Genomic DNA, 24,520 nt, shown 5'->3' with positions numbered 1-24,520 from the left:
ATTAAATTAACATTTTATTGTGATTTAACATATCACAATGGTAATGCACAATAATTTTATTACATTTGAGAGTTTAATGCGAACTTTTACATGATTACACACATACAAGGAAAATTAGTAGAGAAAAATCCAACAGACGTTGTTATAGACTGCAATGGTGTAGGTTATATGCTTAACATTTCGTTACATACATATTCTCAAATTCCAGATCAAGAAAACCTAAAATTGTATACGCATCTTCAAGTTAAAGAAGATTCGCATACATTATTTGGGTTTTCTTCATTAGCAGAAAGAGAAATGTTTAAACTACTAATTTCTGTAAGTGGTATTGGAGCAAGTATTGCGCGTACCATGCTTTCTTCATTAACACCAAAACAAGTTAGAGAAGGAATAGCAATTGGTGATGTAGCTTTAATTCAATCTATAAAAGGAATTGGAGCAAAAACAGCACAACGTGTTATATTAGATTTAAAAGACAAGGTTTTAAAGATTTATGATATTGATGAAGTTTCAGTATCTCAAAACAATACAAGTAAAGATGAAGCGTTATCTGCTTTAGAAGTTCTTGGTTTTAATAAAAAGCAGGCAGAGCGTGTGGTGGATAAAGTTATTGCTATTCAACCAGATGCTACCGTAGAAGTAATTATAAAACAAGCTTTAAAAAATTTATAATAAGATTTGAATACAACTAACTATAAGTCCGCAATCGAAATTAAAACGCAACTTTTTACTATAGCTGCAATTTTATTGTCTTTTGTAGCTTGGTCGCAAGAACCAACACCACAAGATTCTACAAGTACAGGGTACAGTTTGGGTAATTTGCAAATGCCTAATCCTACCAGTATTGTTTCGCAATACACCTATGATCCTGTCACAGATAGATATATTTATACAGAATCTGTAGGAACATTTAATATTAACTATCCGGTAATTTTAACGCCAAAAGAATTTCAAAGTCTAGTTGCAAAAGAGAATCAAAGAAGCTACTACAAACAAAAAATAGATGCTTTCGATGGTAAAAAAGAAGGAAGTGAAGAAGAACAAAAAAACCTACTACCAGAATTTTATGTAAACTCCGGACTTTTTGAAACCATTTTTGGAAGTAACACCATTGAAGTAGTACCGCAAGGATCTGTAGAAATGGATTTAGGAGTGCTATTCACTAAACAAGATAATCCTTCCTTTTCTCCTCGAAATCGTAGTAATTTTACTTTCGATTTTGACCAACGTATTAGCTTAAGTTTATTAGGTAAAGTGGGTACGCGTTTGCAAGTAACAGCAAACTATGATACAGAATCTACTTTCGATTTTCAAAACCTTGTAAAGTTGGAATACACACCAACCGAAGATGATATCATTCAAAAAATAGAAGTTGGTAACGTAAGTATGCCACTTAATAGTTCTTTAATTACGGGAGCGCAAAGTTTATTTGGTGTAAAAACACAATTGCAATTTGGTAAAACGACTATTACAGCTGTTTATTCTGAACAAAAATCAGATACCAAAACCGTAGTTGCACAAGGAGGAGGAACATTAGAAGAGTTTGACTTTTTTGCTAGAGACTATGATGAAAATAGACACTTCTTTTTAGCGCATTATTTTAGAGATAATTATGATAATGCCTTAAATAACTATCCTTTTATAAACTCTCAAGTACAAATTACTAGAATAGAAGCTTGGGTTACTAATAGAAGTAACAGAACAGAAAACGTAAGAAATATTGTTGCATTACAAGATTTAGGGGAATCCAACCCAAATAATATAGGGTCTGCCGTAAACGTAGTAGATCCCAATCCAAATGCATATCCAGATAATGATAATAATGCTTTCGATCCAACAAACATTGGAGGAGGAGGATCACAACTTAATGATCTAATTAGAGACATTGCTACCGTACAAAATGGTATTACTGTTACCGGTGTTTCCGAAGGAGCAGATTATGCAAAACTAGAAAACGCAAGAAAGTTAGAAGAAGGTCAAGAGTATGTATTAAATACACAGTTAGGTTATATTTCTTTGAACCAACGTTTAAATAATGATGAAGTATTAGCCGTTGCCTTTCAATTTACCGTGGCAGGAGTAGTATACCAAGTTGGTGAATTTGCAAATGATGGTGTAGACGCAACTGGAGTTACTACAGATGTAGACGGAAACGTTACATCCGTTACTAATAACAACTTAGTTTTAAAATTAATAAAAAGTCCAATTACATCTACTTCCCAACCAATTTGGGATTTAATGATGAAAAACGTTTATGATACAGGAGCGTATCAATTAAGTCAAGAAGATTTTAAATTAAATATATTTTATAACGAAGGTTCTCCAGTAAACTTTATTACGCCAGTTACTTTAGCAGATGGAACTACTGTTCCATTTCCAACTTTTGATGCCAATACAACGGTAACTACAGATGATTCTGAAATAACTGAAACACCATTAATACGTTTGTTTCATTTAGATAAATTAAACTATAATAATGATCCACAAGTTGGAGGAGATGGTTTCTTCGATTTTGTTTCTGGGATTACGGTAATTCCGCAAAACGGAAAAATTGTATTTACAAAAGTAGAACCATTTGGACGTTATTTATTTGATGTTTTAGATAATGATGGCAACCCTTCAAATAATGAAGCAGACTATCAATCTAATACATATACAAATCCGAATCACGAAAAATTTGTATATGATATCCTATATAAAGAAACAAAAACTGCTGCTCTAGAGGAAGTAGAAAAAAATAAATTCCAAATTAAAGGTCGGTATACATCTTCTGGTAGTGGAGGAGGTATTTCCATTGGTGCGTTTAATGTACCAAGAGGTTCTGTGGTTGTTACAGCTGGAGGACGTGTTTTAGTAGAAGGTATCGATTATACCGTAAACTATCAATTAGGTACCGTGCAAATTTTAGACGAAGCGCTAAAAGCATCCAACACACCAATTCAAGTATCTACAGAGAATAACTCTATATTCGGACAAACTTCCAAGCGTTTTTTCGGATTGAATGTAGAGCATAAGTTTAACGAGAACTTTGTGATAGGTGCAACGTACATAGGACTAAAAGAAAGACCTGTAACGCAAAAAGCGAATTATAACAGTGAGCCAATTAATAATAAAATATATGGTTTAAATGCAAACTACTCTACAGAAGTTCCATTTTTAACAAGATTAGTAAATAAACTACCAAATATTGATACCGATGCACCTTCTAATTTTTCCATAAGAGGAGAAATTGCAGCCTTAAAACCAGGATCGCCTAGCGGAACAGATTTTGACGGAGAAGCAACTTCTTATATAGATGATTTTGAAGGTTCGCAAAGTGCCATAGATTTAAAGTCGGCTAGTTCTTGGTACTTATCAAGTAGACCAAAAGGATTAGCATCACCAGGTTCGTCGGAAGATAATGTTATTCAAAATGGTTTTGGTAGAGCAATGTTAAACTGGTATCATGTAGATCCAATTTTTTATAGTAGCAGAAGACCAGATGGTATTAGTGACGAAGACATGTCTGGTTTATATTCTTCAAGAGTATTTATTAATGAGCTTTTTCCGGTACAAGATATCGCACAAGGGCAAACAACCGTTTTAACTACTTTAGACTTGGCTTACTATCCGGAAGAACGTGGTCCTTATAACTTTGAGCCAGGTGCTGAAACTGGAAATTTAGATTTACCAGAAAACTCTTGGGCAGGGATTTCACGACAACTTACTTCCACAGATTTTGAACAAGCAAATGTAGAATACATTGAGTTTTGGTTACAAGATCCTTTTCAAGAAAATGCTACCAACCCTGGAGGTAAATTAGTGTTTAACCTTGGTAATATTTCAGAAGATATTATTAAAGATGGTAGAAAAGTCTATGAAAATGGTTTGCCACAAGATGGTAATATTGCTATAGGAACTACAAGTACAAGTTGGGGAACCGTTGTACCACAAAATCAATCTTTAATTTACGCCTTTGATACCACAGGGCAGGAACGTACCAATCAAGATGTTGGTTATGATGGATTTGATGATAGTGAAGAAGCTGTTCTTCCTCCAAATGTTACAGACCCTTTACTGGATGCTATTTATGGTCCGTATAGAGGATTAGATGATCCTTCAAACGATAACTACTCTTACTTTTTAAATACAGATGGAGATGTTTTTGAAAGATATAAACGTTATAATGGAGTAGATGGTAATTCACCAGATACCTTTAGTGATACCAACAGAGGAAGCTCTACACAACCAGATGTTGAAGATATTAATAGAGATAACACAATGAATACCATTGATGGTTATTTTGAATATGAGTTAGATATTACTCGTGCAACATTAAATGTGGATAGCAATCCGTTAATTGTAGATTCTAAAGTAGCGTCTAGAAATATGCCAAACGGAACATCACAAACCGTAAATTGGTATCAATTTAGAGTTCCAATTTCAGAACCTACAGCAGATGAAGGAGGTGATATTCGTTCTATGCGTTTTGCACGTATGTATTTGAAAGATTTTACAGAGACTACTTTTTTTAGATTTGGTTCTTTAGATTTAGTACGTAGCGAATGGAGAAGATACTCGCAAACTTTAGATTTAGATGATATAGATCCTACAGATGATGATACTAATTTTAGTATTGGTGTAATTAGTACTTTAGAAAATGATGGAGATTATGATTCTCCTCCAGGAGTAGATCCAGAAGAATTATATAACAACAATACCGTAATTAGACAAAATGAGCAATCCTTAGTCGTTAATGTTTGCGATTTGGAAGCGGAAGATGCAAGGGCTGTTTACAAGAATATAAATGTAGATATGAGGCAGTATAAACAACTTAAAATGTTTATGCATGCAGAAGCAGGAGAAGCTTTTTCTTCTTTGTCCGATGGAGAATTAGTTGGTTTTATAAGAATGGGTAATGACCTTTCTCAAAACTATTACCAAATTGAAGTGCCTCTAGTAGTATCTACAGGAACATCTAGATCCGATCTTTGGCCAGATGCCAATGAATTAGATATTGAATTAGCCATTTTACAACAAATGAAAGCAAAAGCTATTTCAGATAACTTTAGCGCAACAGAAGCAACGTTCTATGATGTTATAGATGGAAAATTAAGTGATAATCCTGTTGCCGAATTTTCAGAATATGTAGTCGGTCAACAACGTGTAGCAATATTTGGTAATCCAAATTTTGGAGACATAAGAAGTTTAATGGTTGGTGTTAAAAACGCTAGTGATATAGATAAATGTGGTGAAATCTGGTTTAATGAGCTTCGTCTTGCAGAAATGGATAACGAAGGTGGTTGGGCAACTGTGGTAAGTGCAGATGCAAATATTGCAGATTTTGCAAATATTAGCGCAACAGGTAGATATAGTACCTCTGGTTTTGGTTCAATAGAGCAAGGGCCTCAAGAGCGTAGTCTAGAAGATGTACAACAATATGATGTAGTTACCAATGTAAATGCAGGGCAATTGTTACCAAAGAAATGGGGAATTCAAATCCCGTTTAATTATGGTCAAGGGGAAGAAAGCATTACTCCTAAATATGATCAACTATACGAAGATATTGAACTGCAAACAAGAATAGATGCGGCAGAAACTAGTGCCGAAAAAGAGACTATTAAAGAACAATCTCAAACCTACACGAAAAGAAAAAGTATTAATTTTATTGGTGTAAGAAAAAATAGAACTACAGATAAAAAACCACAATTCTATGATGTAGAGAACTTAACATTAAGTTATTCTTATAACAAAGTAGAACATCGTGATTTTGAAATAGAACGCTCACTAGACCAACAAGTGCGAACAGGAGCAACGTATGCATATAGTTTTACACCACTATCTATAGAACCATTTAAAAAGAACGATTCTTTATTTACTGGAAAATACTGGAAAATGTTAAAGGATTTTAACTTTAACCCTTTACCATCAAGCTTTACCGTTAATTCTAACTTTAACAGACAGTTTAATAAACAGAAATTTAGAGACGTAGATTTAGGAGGTTCTAATATTGGTTTAGAAGAATTATATAGAAGAAATTATACCTATGATTTTCAATATACAATAAACTACAATTTAACAAAATCATTAAGTTTAGACTTTACTTCTTCTAGTGATAAAATTGTAAGAAACTATTATATTGACGATGAGTTAAACGGAAGACAAGATCCAGAATTAAACGTTTGGGATGGCTTTTTCGATTTTGGAGATCCTAACAGATTATACCAAAAACTTGGCGTAAACTACCAATTACCTATAAATAAAATACCAACCTTTAGCTTTATCGATGCTACATATACCTATGGTGGTGAATTTCAATGGCAAAAAGGATCTGATTTATATGGGGATTTAGAGCTAGACGGACAAACGTACGATTTAGGAAACTCTATATCTAATGCAAGTCAGCACAATATTAATGCATCTTTAGATATGAAAAAGCTGTATAAATATATTGGTATATCTCAAAAAAGAACCAGAGGTAACTTAGGTAAATCACAAAGAGCAACACCTCCTGGAGCTGGAGAAGACGGTAAAGCAAAAAAACCGAAACAAGCTAAAAAAACAGGAAAGCTAGCCAACTTCGGAATAGGCTTAATAACCAGTGTGAAGCGTATTCAGTTAAATTATAACGAAGCTAATGGTACCTATCTTCCAGGTTATAAGCAATCACCAGGATTTGCAGGTACATTAAAACCTACAGTTGGTTATACTTTTGGTAGTCAACGTGATATTAGAGATTTAGCGGCAAGAAACGGATGGTTAACGCAGTATCCAGAATTTAATCAGCAGTATACCGAAACACATTCCAAGCAATTTGATTACGCGATTAATGTAGAGCCGTTTAACGATTTGAAACTAGATATTGTTGGTAATAGAATATATGCCGAGAATTTAACCGAAAACTATAATGTAAATAGTGATTACGAATATGTGCACCAAACACCAAACACGTATGGGAACTTTACTATTTCGACTGCTTTAATTAAAACAGCATTTAATAAAAGTGATGAAAACGAATCTAAGACTTTCGAGAATTTTAGAACCAATAGATTAGTAATTGCAAACAGATTAGCAAATAAGTTTTATGGGAATGCAACTTTTAATAGAGATGCAGATGGGTACCCAGAAGGATTTAGTAAATCTAGTCAAGCGGTATTATTACCTTCGTTTGTATCTGCATACCAAGGTCAAGATGCAAGCAAAACAAAAACCAGTGCTTTTAGAGATATACCAATTCCTAACTGGGATTTAAAGTACACCGGTTTTATGAAACTAAAATGGTTTAAAAAACGATTTAAACGTTTCTCTTTATCGCATGGGTATCGTTCTGCATATACTATTAATCAGTTTAGAACAAACTTAGATTATGCTGCTCCAGATGCAACAGTAGATTATGCTAGTCAGCCATCTGATGCATTAGATCAAAACGGAAATTTTAAAAATGAAAACTTATACAGTAATATTAACTTAACAGAAATGTTTAGTCCGTTATTTCGTATAGATTTTGAATCAAAAAGTGCCGTAAAAGTGCTTTTAGAAATGAAAAAAGATAGAATGCTATCCTTAAGTTTCGATAATAATTTAATGACAGAAATTCAAGGTAAGGAATACGTAGTTGGTTTAGGATATCGAATTAAAGATGTAAGAATGAAATCTAAACTTGCCGGACCAACCAAAACAATAATTAGTGATATAAACTTGAAGGCAGATGTTTCTTTTAGAGATAATAAAACCATAATTAGGTATTTAGATTTAGATAACAACCAAATAACCTCTGGTCAATCGCTATGGAGCGGTAAGTTTACTGCAGATTATGCGTTTAGTAAAAACCTAACCGGAATTTTCTATTTTGATTACACGTTTTCAGAATATGCAATATCTACAGCATTTCCACAAACAACAATTAGATCTGGTTTAACATTAAGATATAATTTTGGTAATTAAAAGTTTAAAATTAAAAGACAATTAAATACATTTGCCAATAACAATAATTTATAAATAAAATGAATATCCCAGCAGAATTAAAATATACTAAAGATCACGAGTGGATCAAAATAGAAGGAGATGTAGCTATAATAGGTATTACAGACTTCGCACAAAGCGAATTAGGTGATATTGTTTATGTAGAAGTAGAAACAGTAGACGAAACATTAGAGGCCGAAGAAATTTTTGGTACCGTGGAAGCAGTAAAGACTGTTTCAGATTTGTTTTTACCATTATCTGGAGAGATTACAGATTTCAACGAAGCTTTAGAAGATGAGCCAGAAAAAGTAAATTCAGATCCTTATGGAGATGGTTGGATGATAAAAATGAAATGTTCAGATGTATCACAAGTAGAAAACTTGATGTCTGCCGAAGAATATAAAACACTAGTAGGTGCTTAAAAAATATGCGTTAATTATTACTTTGTCTTATACTGCAGCTTTAACAGTATTAAGTCTTATCAATGTTTCAGGTTTACCAGAAATTAATTATTCCAATACAGATAAAATATTTCACTTTATAGCATATAGTGCTTTAGCGTGGTTTTGGTTTCAAGTATTTTATAATAAATTTAAATGGTCTTACAATAAAGGATTGTTAGTTTCAGCAATTGTTTCTGTAATTTTTGGTATACTTATTGAGGCTATGCAAAGTATGTTAACTAATACAAGAGTAGCAGATAATAATGATATTTTAGCCAATACATTAGGTGTCAGTCTAACTATTATCATTTTATTACTCTTAAAAAAAAGTCTAGTTAAAAAATAATAAACCCTTGCTTATTTGCCAAATAAATGGTTATTTTAGCAACAAGTAAAAACATATAATCATGGAACTCAAGAAAAATCCTAAAGCAAACGTTGGTAGAAACAGTGGTCTATACTTTTTAGTAGGTTTAGCGCTAATGTTATTTTTAACAAATTTTGCAATTAATTATAAAACGTACGATAAGTCTATTATTGATATCGGACAATTAGATTTAGGTGAAGAGTTAGACGAGGAAGTGCCTATTACAGAGCAAATACAAACACCACCACCACCACCACCACCACCTGCAGCACCAGAAGTTATTGAGGTTGTTGAAGATGAGGTAGAGGTAGAAGAAACGGTTATAGAATCTACAGAAACAGATCAAGAAGAAGAAATTGTTGAGGTTGAAGAAGTAGAAGAAGTTGAAGAAGTAGAGGAAGATATTGAAGTTCCTTTTGCAGTTATTGAAAACGTACCTGTTTTTCCAGGATGCGAAAAGGAAGCGAATAACAATGCAAGAAAAAAATGTATGTCTGAAAAAATCAGCAAGTTTGTAAATAAAAAATTCAACACAGACTTAGCACAAGATTTAGGATTAAATGCAGGGAAGCACAGAATCAGCATTCAATTTAAAGTAGATAAAAACGGAAACGTTGTTGGTGTAAGAGCAAGAGCTCCACATCCAAAATTAGAGCAAGAAGCTGTAAAAGTGGTAAGTCAATTACCTAAAATGAAGCCAGGTATGCAACGTGGTAAAGCGGTAACAGTACCTTACGGTTTTCCAATCTCATTCCAAGTACAAGACTAAAAAGAATTTCTTTTTACATAATATTAAAATCCCGTTACAAATTAATGTAACGGGATTTCTTTTTTGGTATGCTTATTGTGATTTTGTCATAATATTAACATTAAAACCTTTGATATTATGAGAAACTTAAAGAATTCTTACGACCTCAATGACCAAAAAGAGGAAAACGTAAAAAAATCACAAAAGCATGATGCAAATTTACAAAAAAACGCAACTATTTACTTTCAAATAGGCTTAATTGTATGTTTGCTATTTAGCTACGGACTTTTAGAAATGGAGTTTGCTAGCAAAACCTACACGCCAGAAGTCGCTTGGGTAGATGATTTACCCGTAGATTATGTTCCAGATACCTTTAAGATTTTTGAAGAACCTGTTAAAGAGGTAAAAGAAACGCCTAAGAAAGAGGAGCCTAAGTTTGTGGATAAAGTAAAAGTTGTAGAGGATGATGATGTTATAGCTAAAGAAACAGCAGGAATGATTACAGAACCTGAAACAACAAATGTGTTACCAAGCGAACCAGATTTTACAGGTTTAGAAAAAGTTCCAGAAGAAGTAACCCTTCCATTTGCTAAGGTAGAAGAAGTTCCTGTGTTTCCGGGTTGTGAAAAAGCAACAACCAATGACGCCCGCAAAGCATGTATGTCAAAGAAAATAGCAAAACATATTCAGAAAAAATTTGACACAGATATCGCTAGTGAATTAGGCTTGTCTGGTAGACAAAGAATTAACGTAGCTTTTAAAATCGACCAAAATGGTGAAATAACAGAAGTTACTGCAATTACAAAATACAAAGAATTAAAACTAGAGGCAGAAGAGGTAATAGGTAAATTGCCAAAAATGAAGCCAGGAAAACAACATAATAAAAATGTGTCTGTGGTGTATTCACAACCTATTATTTTTAATGTGAATTAATAGGGAATAAATCATATTCGTTTTAAATCAAAGTCGTTAATAAGTAATTATTAACGACTTTTTTTTAATTTAACGGATTATAAAAAAATAGTATCTTACCACTTTATTAAAAACAGCAAAACACACTATGAAGAAATTCATCTTTTTACTTCTTCTTATTCCATACGTTACCTTTTCACAAGAAGATTCTTTTTTCGAAAAGCCTCCCGTTTTTCCTAATTGCGAAGCTTCAGAAATAGAAAGCCTTCAAAATTGTTTTGATGCGAACGTGTTAAATCATATTTACAATACCTTTAAAACACCAGAAGTCGTTTCCGAAGAAAAGTATAGCGGAGAAGTTGTCGTACTTTTGAAGTAGATAAGGAAGGAGCTTTTCGTGTTATTTACGTAGATGCCATGTATGATGAATTAAAAGACGAAGCAACTCGTGTTTTTGATGCATTGCCAAAAATTAAACCAGGAACCTATAATGGGAAACCAACGTTTAAGCAGTATTCTATTCCTATTCAAATTCCTATTGTAAACCAAGCGGTGGCAACCAAGAGTCTTGCCTCTAAAAGTCTTACAAAAGAAGAAGATAAAATGTCTATAGAAGATGCTATTAAAACCGAATACGATAGCGTTAATAAAAAGCTGGTTCCATACACAAACAAAGAATATACGAGTCAGTTAAATATCCCTTTTACACATAGTGGATATGCTAAATTTGATAGAAATATCAATCTAGTAGGTACAAATAGCCATACTGCATCTAAGCCATTTGTATATGAAGACGTTTCTAAATATTACGATTTTAAAGCAGAAAAAGAAGCTTTAACAAAAGGAAAAGAAACCTTAGTGTCTAGAAAATTATGGAACGAACATCTTGTGCGTTATCAAGCAGAAAACTACTGGTTTACTATAGATCCTATTTTTGATTTTGAAGTTGGTAAAGATACCGACGCCGATTTTAGTTCTACCTATAATAATACAAGAGGAATTAATATTCAAGGAGGATTAGGGAAGAAATTTAGTTTCTATGCTTCGGTTTTTGAAAGTCAAGGACGCTTTGCGCAATACTATAACCAATATGCGGAATCTATAAAAGCTTCGGATGAGGTTGCTATAATTCCGGGAAGAGGAATTGCAAAACGATTTAAAGATGATTCTTATGATTATCCGGTTGCTGAAGCATATTTATCCTATTCACCTACCGATTTTTTAAACGTACAATTTGGTCATGGTAAAAACTTTATTGGTGATGGGTACCGTTCCTTATTTTTAAGTGATGTTGCTAGTCCTTCCCCGTTTTTAAAGATCAATACCAAGTTCTGGAAGATAAAGTACACCAATACTTGGATGTGGTTAAAAGATGTTACACCAGCAGGTACAGATGCAGAAGGTGCTTATTTAAGTAAATACATGGCAACACATTTTTTAAGCTGGAATGCCACAAAGCGATTAAATGTTGGTTTTTTCGAATCTATTGTTTGGGCAAAATCGCAAAACAGAGGTTTTGATATAAATTACATCAACCCAATTATATTTTATCGTGCTATCGAATTTGAAACTGGACAAGACGCAGGAAATGCAATAATGGGTTTGTCGGCTAAATATAAAATTAACGATAACATCAATGCATACAGTCAGTTTGTGTTAGATGAGTTTTCTTTGAGTGATATTACAGGAGGAGAAAAAAGTTGGAAAAACAAATTTGGGTATCAATTAGGTCTAAAGTATTACAATGCTTTTAAAGTAGACAACCTGATGTTACAAGCAGAATATAATAGAGTGCGTCCATATACCTATTCGCACAACAGTACTTTTTTAAATTACGGACATAATAACCAGTCAATGGCGCATCTTTGGGGAGCCAATTTTAGTGAGTTGGTTTTAATTGGTCGTTACCACTATAAACGCTGGTTTGCAAATGCAAAAATAAATCTAGGAGCTAGAGGTTTAGATTTTGATAACACTATTAGTTATGGAAATAATATTTACCAAAGCTATAACGATAGACCAGGAAATACAGGGATTACAGTAGGACAAGGAAATAAAACCACAACGTTTTATTCCAACCTGCAAGCTGGCTATCTAATTAATCCTGCTACCAATCTAAAAATATTTGCAGATATAAGTGTTAGAGATTTTAATCCGGAAGCACAAACAGCCACTACCTTTAAAAATAATACCGTTTGGTTTAATTTCGGGATTCGAACCGACTTGTTTAACTGGTATTTTGATTTGTAGACAATTCCTTCGAAAGAAGGAATCTATAGAATACTCTTTCAAAAACATATAATTTAAACAACATCCAGTAACTCTAAAAACCACAAACTAAAACCTTGTGGTTTTTTCTTTTTAAATATCGTTTTATAAAGTATCTTTGCACTCGCAAAACAAAGCGTTTTATTTGAGTACAACAGCCACATCTACAGTACAACATAGCATAATTTCAGATTTTAAAGAAATTACTAAAATGCGCTTGGCATTAAGTGTCGTGTTTTCTTCGCTTGCAGGTTACCTGTTAGGTGTAGATATCGTGAATTATAAAACCCTTATTTTATTGGCCTTTGGAGGTTATTTTATGGTTGGTGCATCTAATGCGTTCAATCAAATTATAGAGAAAGATCTAGATGCTTTAATGGATAGAACCAAAGACAGACCAGTTGCTGCAGGACGTATGTCTGTAAATACTGCCTTTGCTATTGCTTCTGTTTTTACCATTTTAGGAATCGTTATTTTATATATCATAAATCCGCAAACAGCTATGTTTGGAGCGATTTCTATATTTTTATATGCTTGTGTGTATACACCGTTAAAAACAAAAACACCATTATCTGTGTTTGTAGGTGCTATTCCGGGAGCAATTCCATTTATGTTAGGTTGGGTTGCGGCAACAAATGATTTTGGTATCGAACCAGGAACCTTATTCGCCATACAGTTTTTCTGGCAATTCCCCCATTTTTGGGCTATTGGCTGGTTTTTATACGACGATTATGAAAAAGGAGGTTTCTTTATGTTACCTACAAGAAAGAGAGATAAAGGTACAGCAGTACAAACCATTGTATATACCGTATGGACAGTTTTAGCTTCGCTAATTCCAGCATTTGGTTTTACAGGAAAATTATACCTAACCCCAATTTCGGCAATTATAGTGGGGCTTTTAGGTTTAGGATTGCTTTATTTTGCTTTACAATTATTTAAAAAAATGACAACACAAGCAGCAAAAACATTAATGCTTGCTAGTGTTTCTTATATTACATTGCTACAAATAGTATATGTATTAGATAAATTTATACGTTAATAATGGATTTTACTCAAGGTACTTTACAAGAAAAACACGGCAGAGCAAAAAAGATGATGCTTTGGTTTGGTATAATTTCATTAGTGATGTCTTTTGCAGGATGGACAAGTGCTTTTGTAGTAAGTAGTGCTAGACCAGATTGGTTAAAAGACTTTGTGTTACCAAACGCTTTTATAATTAGTACTATTGTAATTATAATAAGTAGCATCACATTTATTTTAGCAAAACGTGCTTTAAAAAACAATAATAGACAACAAACTACTATATGGTTATTAACCACTTTAGTTTTAGGTGTTGTTTTCATAATTAATCAATTTCAAGGCTTTCAGCAAATCATAGATTTAGGGTATAATTTTACTGGTCCAACTAGTAATGTTACTATGTCTTATATTTATTTAATCGCAATGGTGCATATTTTGCACGTTATTGTTGGTATGTTTTGCCTGTTAGTGGTAATTTATAATCATTTTAAACAAAAGTATAATGCTACAAATATGCTAGGCTTCGAGCTAGCTGCAACCTTTTGGCATTTTATTGATATACTTTGGGTATATCTCTTTTTGTTTTTATATTTCGTGAGATAATTTTAACGCTTTTTTAAGGTTCTTTTTTAGCGTATTAGCTAAAGCTTACTTAGAGTCTTTTAAAATTTAGTGTTGTATGTTTCGTTAGAAAAATAAAATGATTATTTTTGTGCAACTTTAATAACTAAACCAATTATATGAATACTACAGTAGCTACTGGAACAGAAGGTAAAACTTGGGGTGGAGGGAACAAACCTCTAACAGCAAGTTATGGAAAGATGATGATGTGGTTTTTCATCGTTTCCGATGCATTAACCTTCTCAGCGTTTTTAGCAGCCTATGGCTTCTCAAGATTTAAATTTATTGATTCTTGGCCAATTGCCGATGAAGTGTTTACTCACTTTCCTTTCTTACATGGTGTAGAAGCACCAATGTATTATGTTGCATTTATGACATTTGTACTTATTATGTCGTCTGTAACCATGGTACTTGCCGTAGATGCAGGTCACCATATGAATAAAGCAAAAGTTACTATTTACATGTTTTTAACTGTAATTGGTGGTATTATATTCGTAGGTTCTCAAGCTTGGGAATGGAATACTTTTATTAAAGGGGAGTTTGGAGCGGTACAAACTAAAGGTGGAAACATTTTACAGTTTGTGGATGCAGAAGGACACCGTGTTGCTGTAGCAGATTTCGCAAAAGTGGAAACAGGAACAAGAACACAACACGAAAGCAAAAACGGTTTATGGTTTGTAGATGAAGGTGCTTTACCAACATATACAATGACGGAAATAAATAATGGTTTAGCTGCACATCCAGATGTGTTAGTAAGAACTCAAATTATTAACGCAGAAGGTGAAAAGACAGTCTTATCTAGAGAAGAGTCTATTAAACAACTAAAAGAAAATGGAAGATTATTTGTGCAAGGAGCAAACCTTCATGTAAATGAATACGGTTCTCCATTGTTTGCTGACTTCTTTTTCTTTATCACAGGTTTTCACGGTTTTCACGTATTTTCTGGAGTGGTACTTAATATCATTATATTCTTTAATGTTATTTTAGGAACTTATGAAAGACGTAAAAGTTACGAAATGGTTGAGAAAGTTGGACTTTACTGGCACTTTGTAGATTTAGTTTGGGTATTTGTATTTACTTTCTTCTACCTAGTTTAATTAATTAAAAATTTATTTTTCATTTCCTGGAAGAAGGAAATCTAAAAAACACATAGAATGGCACACGAACATAAATTAGAAATATTTAGAGGTTTAGTTAAATTTAAATCCAATACAGCAAAAATCTGGGGTGTTTTAGCATTCTTAACTTTTGTTACTATAATTGAAGTAGCATTAGGTATTGCTAAACCAGAAGCTTTAATGGGTAAGTTTTTAGGGATGAAAATCTTAAACTGGATATTCATCATCTTAACCATTGTAAAAGCATATTACATTACTTGGGATTTCATGCACATGCGTGATGAAGTAAAAGCTTTAAGACGTATGGTAGTATGGACAGCAGTGTTCTTAATATTATATCTTGTATTTATTCTTTTACAAGAAGGGGGTTATATAGAATCTGTATATGCTTCAGGTTTTATTAAAAATGATTTTTAAAACATAATTTTTCAGTTAAATTATATATAAAAGGCGGTTATTAAACCGTCTTTTTTTATTTTTGTACTATGAACAAAAAACTGATTAAAAGAAATGTAATTCTTGGAATTTTATTCTTCCTTCCAGTAGTATTTCTCCTGTTTTTATATCCTGCAAAACACAATTATATTGCTTTAGATATTCTTGAAGAAAATGTTTTAGACATTACTTCTTTTACTTCCACAGAAAACGAAAGTATCTTACTTAAAGACCATATCACTATTTTAGGGTTTCTAGGAAACAATCCAATAGATAAACTTACTGCAATGTCTAACTTGAAAGAGTTGATGTACGATAAGTTTAAAGGTTTTAAAAAGTTTCAGATTGTTATGGTAGTTCCCGATAGCGCTAAAGCGGAAGTGAAACAACTAAAAAGTGAACTGAGTAAATACGAATATTTAGAATATTGGAAATACGTTTCGGCTTCCGATAAAGAAATTCAAAAACTATATAATAGCTTGCATTTAATCAAAGATCTAGATGCAAATCTAGCTACAGATGATGTAGTTATTATTGATAAGGAATTAAATCTAAGAGGAAGAATAGACGATAGATCCGATAGCGAAAAGCAAAAGGACAAGCCAGCATATCAAATGAAATCCTACGATTGTATTGAAGTTGCTGAGTTGAAAAATAAAATGAGTGAAGATGTAAGAATCCTTTTTACAGAATACAGACAAAAACGAAAAGGAAACTTTAACTCCGAAACCAGAAGAGCCAACGATTTAAAAAACGTAACCGAATAAATTTGTCATTTCGAGCTTGTCGAGAAATCTATACAATACATTCGTTTAAAATATAAGTTATGAGCAAAAAAGCCAATTATTCCTATATAGGTATCGCACTAACCGTTTTAGTATTCGGAATTATTTTTATTCCTAGAATAGTAGATAGAGTTACCAGCAATGATATTACAAGAGAAGAGAGTAGAAGTGTTAGTGTGTCTAATGAAGATAGAACGATGCGAACTTCAGATTTAGCTTTTCTTGAAATTAATGGCGAAGCAAAAAAAGTGCCTAGCTTTAGTTTTACAAACCAAGATGGTAAAACAATAACCGATCAAGATTACCTTGGTAAGGTGTATGTAATTGAATTTTTCTTTACAACATGTCCTACTATTTGTCCTAGAATGAGTAGTAACTTGGTAGAGATTCAAAATACATTTCCAGATAATAGAAACTTTGGTGTTGCCTCCTTTACTATAAATCCTACACATGATACTCCCGAAGTATTAAAGGCTTATGCCGAAAAATTTGGAATTACAAACCCCAATTGGAATCTAATGACAGGAGATGAAGAAGCTATCTATAAACTAGCGAATCAAGGTTTTAATTTATATACCGCAATAGAGGCGGAAGCAGAAGGAGGTTTTGAACATTCTGGAAACTTTGCGCTAATAGATAAAAATGGTTTTATACGTTCTAGAATGGTAAACGGAAATCCAGTTATTTATTATAACGGAATGATTTCGGAAGAAGAACAAGTAGATGATGAAGGTCAAGAACAGCAAATAACCATGCTTAAAGAAGACATCAATAAATTACTTAGCGAATAATATTAATAATAAAATACCTTCCTTAATTTTGGGAAGGAGAGTTTGTTCCTTTTTTGGAATAATTACGGAAGGGTTAGCATATGAATCAAGAAGAAAAATTACAGGCAGAAAAAAAGTATAATAAATGGATTGTTATTTTATCTGTAGCTGTTCCTATTGTTGTAGCTATTCTATTTGGTGTTAAAATACCTAATGTAGCTCCGCTATCTTTTTTACCTCCTATTTATGCTACTATAAATGGTATGACTGCCATTCTTTTAATTATAGCATTTATTGCAATTAAAAAGAAAAATATTGTTCTTCATGAAAACCTAATGACTACAGCTGTACTGTGTTCTGCGGTGTTTTTAGTGCTCTATGTCGCATACCACATGACTAGTGATTCTACTAAGTTTGGTGGAGAAGGTGTTATTAAATATGTCTATTACTTTATCTTAATAACACATATTTTACTCTCTATAATAATTATACCATTTGTGTTAATTACGTATGTAAGAGCCATTACCCAAAATTTTGAAAGACATAAAAAAATAGCACGCATCACTTTTCCGTTATGGTTATATGTTGCAGTTACAGGAGTTATTGTGTATATTATGATTGCACCTTATTATGTTTAAATTGGTTGCCATGCTACGCTAGTCGAAGCAACTTTTATCTCAATAGTTATGAAACAAAAAATATTGTTTTTTATTTTCTCTTTCCTCTTTTTTATAGAGACCAATGCGCAATGTGCCATGTGTAGAGCAGTCTTAGAAAGTGAAGATGGCCAAGCTACAGCAGCTGGAGTTAATGATGGTATTGTGTACCTAATGGCAGTACCTTATATCTTAGTTGGAGGAATTGCATTCTTCATTTACAAAAAGTTTTCGAATACAAATACTGAATAATTTTATTTTTCTGTAACATTTCTACATAAAAACAGTCTTACTACTATAGCGTTAATATTTCTTAACAGTTTGTTAGCATAAATCATTTCAAGGTTTATGTAATATTGCAATGCTAATCAATCATCAATCAATCATCATGATAGAAATCAAAGATTTACACAAATCTTATCACATGGGAAGTAATTCACTTCACGTGTTAAAAGGTATTAATTTTAATGTGAAAGAAGGAGAGCTTGTGTCTATAATGGGTTCTTCCGGATCTGGAAAATCCACCTTACTTAATATTTTGGGTATGTTGGACGAAGCGGACTCAGGTTCATATACACTAGGAAACGTTCCCATTAAAAATCTAAACGAAAAAATAGCAGCAAACTATAGAAATAAGTTTTTAGGATTCATCTTTCAATCCTTCAACTTAATCAACTACAAATCGGCATTAGACAACGTTGCCTTACCATTATACTACCAAGGTGTAAAACGAAAAGAACGTGCAGATAAAGCAATGCACTATTTAGAAAAAGTAGGATTGGCAGAATGGTCTCATCATTTACCAAGTGAACTTTCTGGTGGTCAAAAACAACGTGTTGCAATAGCAAGAGCGTTAGCAAGTGATCCTAAAGTATTATTAGCAGATGAACCAACAGGTGCATTAGATACTAAAACCTCTTATGAAGTTATGGATCTTATTCAAGGGATTAATGACGAAGGAAAAACGATACTTATCGTTACACATGAGCCAGATATTGCGCAAATGACAAAACGTATTGTAAACCTAAAAGATGGTTTAATTATAGACGATAGTAAAGTAGAACAGATAAGAGCTTCAGCACATGTTTGATCTAGAACGTTGGCAAGAAATATTTGATACCTTAAGTAAAAATAAGCTTCGTACTTTTTTAACAGGGCTTTCTGTAGCTTCTGGTATTTTTATCTTAGTAATCCTTTTAGGTTTTAGTACCGGAATTCAAAATGGTGTAAAGTCTCAGTTTCAAAAAGATGCAACCAATTTGGTGAGTATTTGGGCAGGAACAACTACTAAAGAATATAAAGGACTAAATCCGGGAAGACGTATCCAACTAAAAAATGATGATTTTAATGCGGTTTCTAATAAATATGCAGATAATATAGAACATGAATCTTCTTTCTATACTATTTGGGGCGGATTAGTAAACTACAAAAATGAATCTGGAAATTATAGAATTCAAGGAATTTTACCAGGAAATCAATTCATTGAAAATGCAGATGTAAGCCAAGGACGCTTTATCAATATTTCTGATATTGATAATGTAAAAAAAGTAGCAGTAATTGGTAATAAAGTAGCAGAAGACTTGTTTAAAGGAGAAGATCCTATAGATAAATACATCACACTTTATGGTATTAGCTTTAAAGTAGTAGGTGTTTTTTATGATCCAGGAGGAGAACGCGATGAAAGTAAGGTATTCTTACCATTACCAACAGCGCAATTAGCTTTTAATGGAGCAGATAATATTCGTAATATGAAGTTTACGTTAAAAATGGCAGACGATTTTGATCAAGCAGTTGCAGAATCTCAAGCAGTTTCTGCTGCCATAGAAAACGAAATAAAGCTAAGACAAACCGTTGCTCCAGATGATACCAATGCAGTTCGAGTGTATAATACACTCGAAGAGGCGAGAAAAATATACTCTTTAGTAGATACCATTGCAGCCGTTTTTTGGTTTGTAGGTATAGGTACTATTATAGCAGGAGTAGTTGGTGTTGGTAACATCATGCTTATTATTGTAAAAGAACGTACCAAAGAAATTGGTATACGTAAAGCACTTGGTGCACAACCTTGGTCTATTGTAGGGATGATCTTGCAAGAGTCTGTGTTTGTAACTATGTTTTCTGGCTTATTCGGACTAATTCTTGGGTTAGGTTTGCTAGAACTAGTAGGCCCACTCATAGAAAGTGATTTTATAAAATATCCACAAGTAGATTTTAATACCGCAATAGCTACCGTTTTTATTTTAGTATTTGCAGGCGCTTTAGCAGGATTTATTCCAGCATATAGAGCTGCTAAAATTAGACCAATTGTAGCACTTAGAGACGAATAATATGTTTAGCAGAGATCGTTGGGACGAAATATTACAAGCACTTACAGCAAATAAGTTTAGAACTTTTTTGACTGCTTTTGGTGTGTTTTGGGGAATTACCATTCTAGTGCTACTTCTTGCATTAACAAATGGTTTAAGAAATGGGGTAACAGCAGATTTTGGAAACTTTGCTACAAACTCTATGTTTATGTGGACACAAGGAACCACAAAAGCATACAAAGGTTTACCAAAAGGAAGACGTTTTAGTTTTAAATTGGATGATGTAGAAACACTTAAACGTGAGATACCAGAATTGCGATATGTTTCTCCTAGACATCAATTAGGTGGTTTTAATGGCGCAAATAATGTGATAAGAGGAACAAAAACTGGCGCGTTTTCCATTTATGGAGATTATCCCGAATACATTAAACAACAACCTATGGATATTCTTCAAGGGCGTTTTATAAGTTATTCGGATATCGATAGTAAACGTAAAGTTTGTGTTATCGGTCAGGATGTAGTGAAGGCTATGTATGATAAAGATGAAGATGCTCTTGGTACTTATGTTAAAATAAATGGTGTAAACTTTTTAGTTATAGGAACTTTTAAAGCTTCCAATAGTGGTGATCAAGAAGAAGATGCAAATACTATTTTTATGCCTTTTACTACTTTCGGACAAGCTTTTAATAGAGGAGATAGTGTAGGTTGGATGGCAATTACTGCTAAAGATGGTACTAGCGTAACTTCGGTAAAAGCTAAGATTTTAGAATTAATGCGAGCAAGTCACAAAGTGCATCCAGATGATGAACGTGCTATTGGTAATTTCGATTTATCAGAAGCATTTGGCCGTGTAAATGGTCTGTTTTCTATACTTGGAGTTGTTGGTTATTTTGTAGGTGCTTTGGTATTAATGTCTGGAATTATTGGTATTAGTAACATCATGCTTATTGTAGTGAAAGAACGTACCAGAGAAATTGGAGTACGACGCGCTTTAGGTGCTTCACCTTGGACTATCAAATCACAAGTATTACAGGAAAGTTTATTGCTAACTATTATTTCAGGAATGGTAGGTATATCCTTTGCTGCATTTGTGATTTTCATTTTAAATTACATTTTAGATAATAGTGGTCCAGTAGATAATTTTGCAACCCAAGTGTAAGTATGTCGGTAATATTTATAGCCCTATTTATATTAGTAATCTCTGGTTTATTAGCAGGATTAATTCCAGCAAATAGTGCAACAAAGATGAAACCAGTAGACGCTTTACGTATGGAGTAAGAAGGTATTCCGTAAAGAGAAAAAAGAAATCAAATAATTAAAAAGCCATCCCGAATGCATACGAAGGATGTTATACGTTACAATCAAAAAACAATAAATTCAAACTCATGAAAAGAACCAAAACCCTAATCGTACTAGCAATTATTATTGCTGTTTTTGGTGGATCGCTATATTACTTATGGCAAAAAAATCAAGAAGATCCAGTTAGTTATACCACAGATACTGCTAGTGAACAAACGATAATCGTAAAAACGGTAGCAACAGGAAGCATCGTGCCAAAAGACGAAGTTTTAATTAAATCGAATATTTCTGGAGTAGTAGAAGAAATTTTTGTGGAAGCAGGAGAGTATGTAACCGCTGGAGATTTAATTGCTAAAATTAGAGTAATTCCTAATGTGTCTTCTTTAACAAATGCAAAAGGAAGTATCGCTAGTAATCAAAATGCATTACAAACGGCTAATATTAATCTGCAAACGCAACAAGTTAGTTATGATCGTCAAAAAGCATTGTTTGATAAAGGCGTAATTTCAGCAAATGATTTTGAAGCTATTAATAACACGTATTTACAAGCAAAACAAAGTGTTGCTCAAGCAAAGATAAATGTGAATAGCGCTAGACAAAACTATGATATTGTAAAAACAGGAACTACAAGTGGTTTGGGTAATATTGCACAAACGCAAGTAAGAGCAACGGTTTCAGGAATGGTTTTAGATGTGCCTGTAAAAGAAGGAAACCAAGTAATTGAAGCAAATAACTTTAACGAAGGTACTTCTATTGCATCTTTAGCAGATGTGAAGAAAATGATTTTTGAAGGGAAAGTTGATGAAAGTGAGGTTGGTAAAATAAAAGAAGGTTTACCATTAGAAATCACCGTTGGTGCCATTGAAGATACAAAATTTGACGCTGTTTTAGATTATATAGCACCAAAAGGTGTTGCCGAAAATGGAGCCATTCAATTTGAAATAAAAGGAACACTTCAAAAAATAGATTCTATTTTTATTAGAGCTGGATTAAGCGCAAATGCATCTATTATTTTAGATAAAGCAGATAAAGTTCTAGCCATCAAAGAAGCTTTAGTACAATATGATGAAGAAACAAAAAAGCCTTTTGTAGAATTAGAAACAGGTGATCAAAAATTTGAAAGAAAAGATGTCGAACTTGGTATTAGTGATGGTATTTTTGTAGAAGTAAAAAGTGGCGTTTCTAAAGACGATAAAATAAAGGTTTGGAACCAAGTTCAAGGTGTTCCAGAATACGCAAAAAAGAATTAATAAATATCTGTAACACAATTACATTTATATAGACTTATATTTTAATTATGAAACGAGCATGTTAAAAAGGGTGTCGCTAAACAAAACACGAATAGCGAACTGCATGTAATCGTTAATAACAATAAGAATTGATACATGAAAAAAATAATTTTTATACTGTTTGCTTTTTTAAGCATTACATCGCAAGCCCAAGATAAAAAGTGGACGCTTCAAGAGTGCGTAAACTATGCATTAGATAACAATATTTCTGTAAAGCAAAGCGAGTTAGATTTGCAAAATGCAGAACTTAATAAAAAAGATGCCTTTGGTAATTTCTTACCTAGTCTTAATGGTTCTGGATCGCATTCCTGGAATATTGGTTTAAACCAAAATATAACAACAGGTTTACTTGAAAATCAAACCACGCAATTTAGCTCGTTAGGATTGAATTCTAGTGTGGATATTTATAAAGGTTTGAGAAACTTCAATGAGTTAAGACGTTCTAATCTAGAAATATTAGCTGGTCAGTACCAATTAGATAATATAAAAGATAACATGTCGCTAAACATAGCGAATGCTTTTCTTCAAATACTATTTAATAAGGAGCAATTAAAAGTGCTACAAGCACAACAAGAAATTACCCAACAAGAATTACAACGGACTAATGATTTAGTGGAAGCTGGATCTTTACCAAGAGGAGATTTGTTAGAAATTCAAGCAACCATTGCAACACAAGAACAACAAGTGGTAGTGGCAGAAAATGCAATTTTATTATCTAAAATAAGTTTAGCACAATTACTTTTATTAGAAGATTATGAAACTTTTGATATTGTAGATAATGAGTATCAAATACCTCCAACTACTATTTTAAACGAGTCGCCTAAGACTATTATAGCAAAAGCTAAAGAGGCACGTTATGATATTAAAATTGCAGAAAACAATAGTGAAATAGCAGCATATAATCTTAAAATAGCTAAAGGAGCACTACAGCCAACACTTTCAGGGTTCTATAGTTATAGTACTAGAGCTTCGTATAGTGACCAGGTAACTGGTTTTAGTTTAGATGCGAGTAATCCTTCAACAACTACGCAAATTGGTTTTGTAGAAGGTACTGGGCAATCTGTATTTAACACCTCTCCTAATTTGAATCCAGTATTGGGAGGACCAGATCCAATATTTGATCAATTTAGCGCTAATGATGGACATAATTTTGGGGTACAATTAAGTATTCCTATCTTTAATGGCTTTGCAGTTAAAAACAATATAAGTAGAAGTAAGATCAATTTAGAGCGTACCAAGTATCAATTAGACCAAGCAAATCTAGATTTAGAAACGAATGTGTATCAAGCATATAATGATGCTAAAGGCGCTTTAAAAGCGTACGAAGCTGCTTTGAAAACAGAAGATGCTAGAAGGCAAGCTTTTGATTATTCGCAAGAAAGATATAATGTAGGAATGCTAAATGCTTTCGATTTTAGCCAATCTAAGAACAGATTAGAGAACGCACAAAGTGAAGTAGTAAGAACCAAATTTGATTATATATTTAAATTAAAAGTATTAGAATTCTATTTCGGAATTCCTATTACAGACCTAAACTAACAA

The 24,520-nt window shown here is 32.8% G+C and carries 20 protein-coding genes and 1 pseudogene; all 21 read left to right on the top strand.

Annotated features, from left to right (window positions below):
• Nucleotides 1-90 precede the first annotated feature (90 nt).
• The 21 genes and pseudogenes from ruvA (at nt 91) to AMD28_RS08670 (ending at nt 24,517) form a co-directional block, all read left to right on the top strand.
• Entirely contained in the window at nt 91-672 is a 582-nt protein-coding gene (gene ruvA / locus AMD28_RS08765; protein ID WP_055443763.1) for a Holliday junction branch migration protein RuvA, read from the top strand.
• 6 nt (nt 673-678) lie between these two features.
• The gene (gene sov, locus AMD28_RS08760) at nt 679-7,923 is read left to right on the top strand and encodes a T9SS outer membrane translocon Sov/SprA (RefSeq protein ID WP_083478270.1); all 7,245 of its coding nucleotides are present in this window, start codon (nt 679-681) and stop codon (nt 7,921-7,923) included.
• A 59-nt stretch (nt 7,924-7,982) separates the two neighbouring features.
• Nucleotides 7,983-8,363, top strand: a complete 381-nt coding sequence (gcvH, locus tag AMD28_RS08755; RefSeq protein WP_055443762.1) for a glycine cleavage system protein GcvH — start codon at nt 7,983-7,985, stop codon at nt 8,361-8,363.
• Nucleotides 8,356-8,730, top strand: coding sequence for a VanZ family protein (locus AMD28_RS08750; protein WP_055443761.1), 375 nt, complete (start codon nt 8,356-8,358; stop codon nt 8,728-8,730). Before gcvH ends, AMD28_RS08750 begins: the two co-directional genes overlap by 8 nt.
• A 61-nt stretch (nt 8,731-8,791) precedes the next feature.
• Nucleotides 8,792-9,520, top strand: a complete 729-nt coding sequence (locus AMD28_RS08745) for an energy transducer TonB (protein ID WP_055443760.1) — start codon at nt 8,792-8,794, stop codon at nt 9,518-9,520.
• Between the two features lie 117 nt (nt 9,521-9,637).
• Nucleotides 9,638-10,432: an energy transducer TonB gene (locus AMD28_RS08740; RefSeq protein ID WP_055443759.1), complete on the top strand. Its 795-nt coding sequence runs from the start codon at nt 9,638-9,640 to the stop codon at nt 10,430-10,432.
• Nucleotides 10,433-10,559: 127 nt separating this feature from the next.
• Entirely contained in the window at nt 10,560-10,790 is a 231-nt protein-coding gene (locus AMD28_RS19080) for a hypothetical protein (protein ID WP_338035232.1), read from the top strand.
• A 38-nt stretch (nt 10,791-10,828) separates the two neighbouring features.
• Nucleotides 10,829-12,661, top strand: a complete 1,833-nt coding sequence (locus tag AMD28_RS08735; protein ID WP_338035231.1) for a gliding motility protein RemB — start codon at nt 10,829-10,831, stop codon at nt 12,659-12,661.
• A gap of 163 nt (nt 12,662-12,824) precedes the next feature.
• Nucleotides 12,825-13,718, top strand: coding sequence for a heme o synthase (cyoE, locus tag AMD28_RS08730; RefSeq protein ID WP_055443758.1), 894 nt, complete (start codon nt 12,825-12,827; stop codon nt 13,716-13,718).
• 2 nt (nt 13,719-13,720) lie between these two features.
• Nucleotides 13,721-14,302 carry a cytochrome c oxidase subunit 3 gene (locus AMD28_RS08725; protein ID WP_055443757.1) on the top strand — a complete coding sequence of 194 codons (582 nt, stop codon included), beginning with the start codon at nt 13,721-13,723 and terminating at the stop codon, nt 14,300-14,302.
• A gap of 137 nt (nt 14,303-14,439) precedes the next feature.
• Nucleotides 14,440-15,417, top strand: coding sequence for a cytochrome c oxidase subunit 3 (locus AMD28_RS08720; RefSeq protein ID WP_055443756.1), 978 nt, complete (start codon nt 14,440-14,442; stop codon nt 15,415-15,417).
• Nucleotides 15,418-15,474: 57 nt separating this feature from the next.
• Nucleotides 15,475-15,855, top strand: a complete 381-nt coding sequence (locus tag AMD28_RS08715; RefSeq protein WP_055443755.1) for a cytochrome C oxidase subunit IV family protein — start codon at nt 15,475-15,477, stop codon at nt 15,853-15,855.
• Between the two features lie 68 nt (nt 15,856-15,923).
• Complete coding sequence (locus AMD28_RS08710; protein ID WP_055443754.1) at nt 15,924-16,640, top strand: hypothetical protein; 717 nt, start codon at nt 15,924-15,926, stop codon at nt 16,638-16,640.
• Nucleotides 16,641-16,699: 59 nt separating this feature from the next.
• Nucleotides 16,700-17,449 (top strand): SCO family protein, encoded by a 750-nt coding sequence (locus AMD28_RS08705; RefSeq protein WP_055443753.1) that lies wholly within the window; start codon nt 16,700-16,702, stop codon nt 17,447-17,449.
• An 80-nt stretch (nt 17,450-17,529) separates the two neighbouring features.
• A complete protein-coding gene (locus tag AMD28_RS08700; protein WP_055443752.1) occupies nt 17,530-18,066 on the top strand; it encodes a DUF420 domain-containing protein in 537 nt (178 codons plus the stop codon).
• 48 nt (nt 18,067-18,114) lie between these two features.
• The gene (locus AMD28_RS08695; protein ID WP_055443751.1) at nt 18,115-18,336 is read left to right on the top strand and encodes a hypothetical protein; all 222 of its coding nucleotides are present in this window, start codon (nt 18,115-18,117) and stop codon (nt 18,334-18,336) included.
• Between the two features lie 136 nt (nt 18,337-18,472).
• Nucleotides 18,473-19,174 carry an ABC transporter ATP-binding protein gene (locus AMD28_RS08690; protein WP_055443750.1) on the top strand — a complete coding sequence of 234 codons (702 nt, stop codon included), beginning with the start codon at nt 18,473-18,475 and terminating at the stop codon, nt 19,172-19,174.
• Nucleotides 19,167-20,411 carry an ABC transporter permease gene (locus AMD28_RS08685; RefSeq protein ID WP_055443749.1) on the top strand — a complete coding sequence of 415 codons (1,245 nt, stop codon included), beginning with the start codon at nt 19,167-19,169 and terminating at the stop codon, nt 20,409-20,411. The genes AMD28_RS08690 and AMD28_RS08685 overlap by 8 nt, the downstream gene beginning before the upstream one ends.
• Nucleotide 20,412: 1 nt before the next feature.
• A pseudogene (locus AMD28_RS08680) lies at nt 20,413-21,668 on the top strand (ABC transporter permease).
• A 107-nt stretch (nt 21,669-21,775) separates the two neighbouring features.
• A complete protein-coding gene (locus tag AMD28_RS08675; RefSeq protein ID WP_055443748.1) occupies nt 21,776-22,939 on the top strand; it encodes an efflux RND transporter periplasmic adaptor subunit in 1,164 nt (387 codons plus the stop codon).
• 135 nt (nt 22,940-23,074) lie between these two features.
• Nucleotides 23,075-24,517: a TolC family protein gene (locus tag AMD28_RS08670; protein ID WP_055443747.1), complete on the top strand. Its 1,443-nt coding sequence runs from the start codon at nt 23,075-23,077 to the stop codon at nt 24,515-24,517.
• The last annotated feature ends 3 nt before the right edge of the window (nt 24,518-24,520 follow it).

The sequence above is a fragment of the Lacinutrix himadriensis genome (assembly GCF_001418105.1).
GTDB classification, from domain to species: Bacteria; Bacteroidota; Bacteroidia; order Flavobacteriales; family Flavobacteriaceae; genus Oceanihabitans; species Oceanihabitans himadriense.
This window is presented reverse-complemented; position numbering and strand designations above follow the sequence as displayed.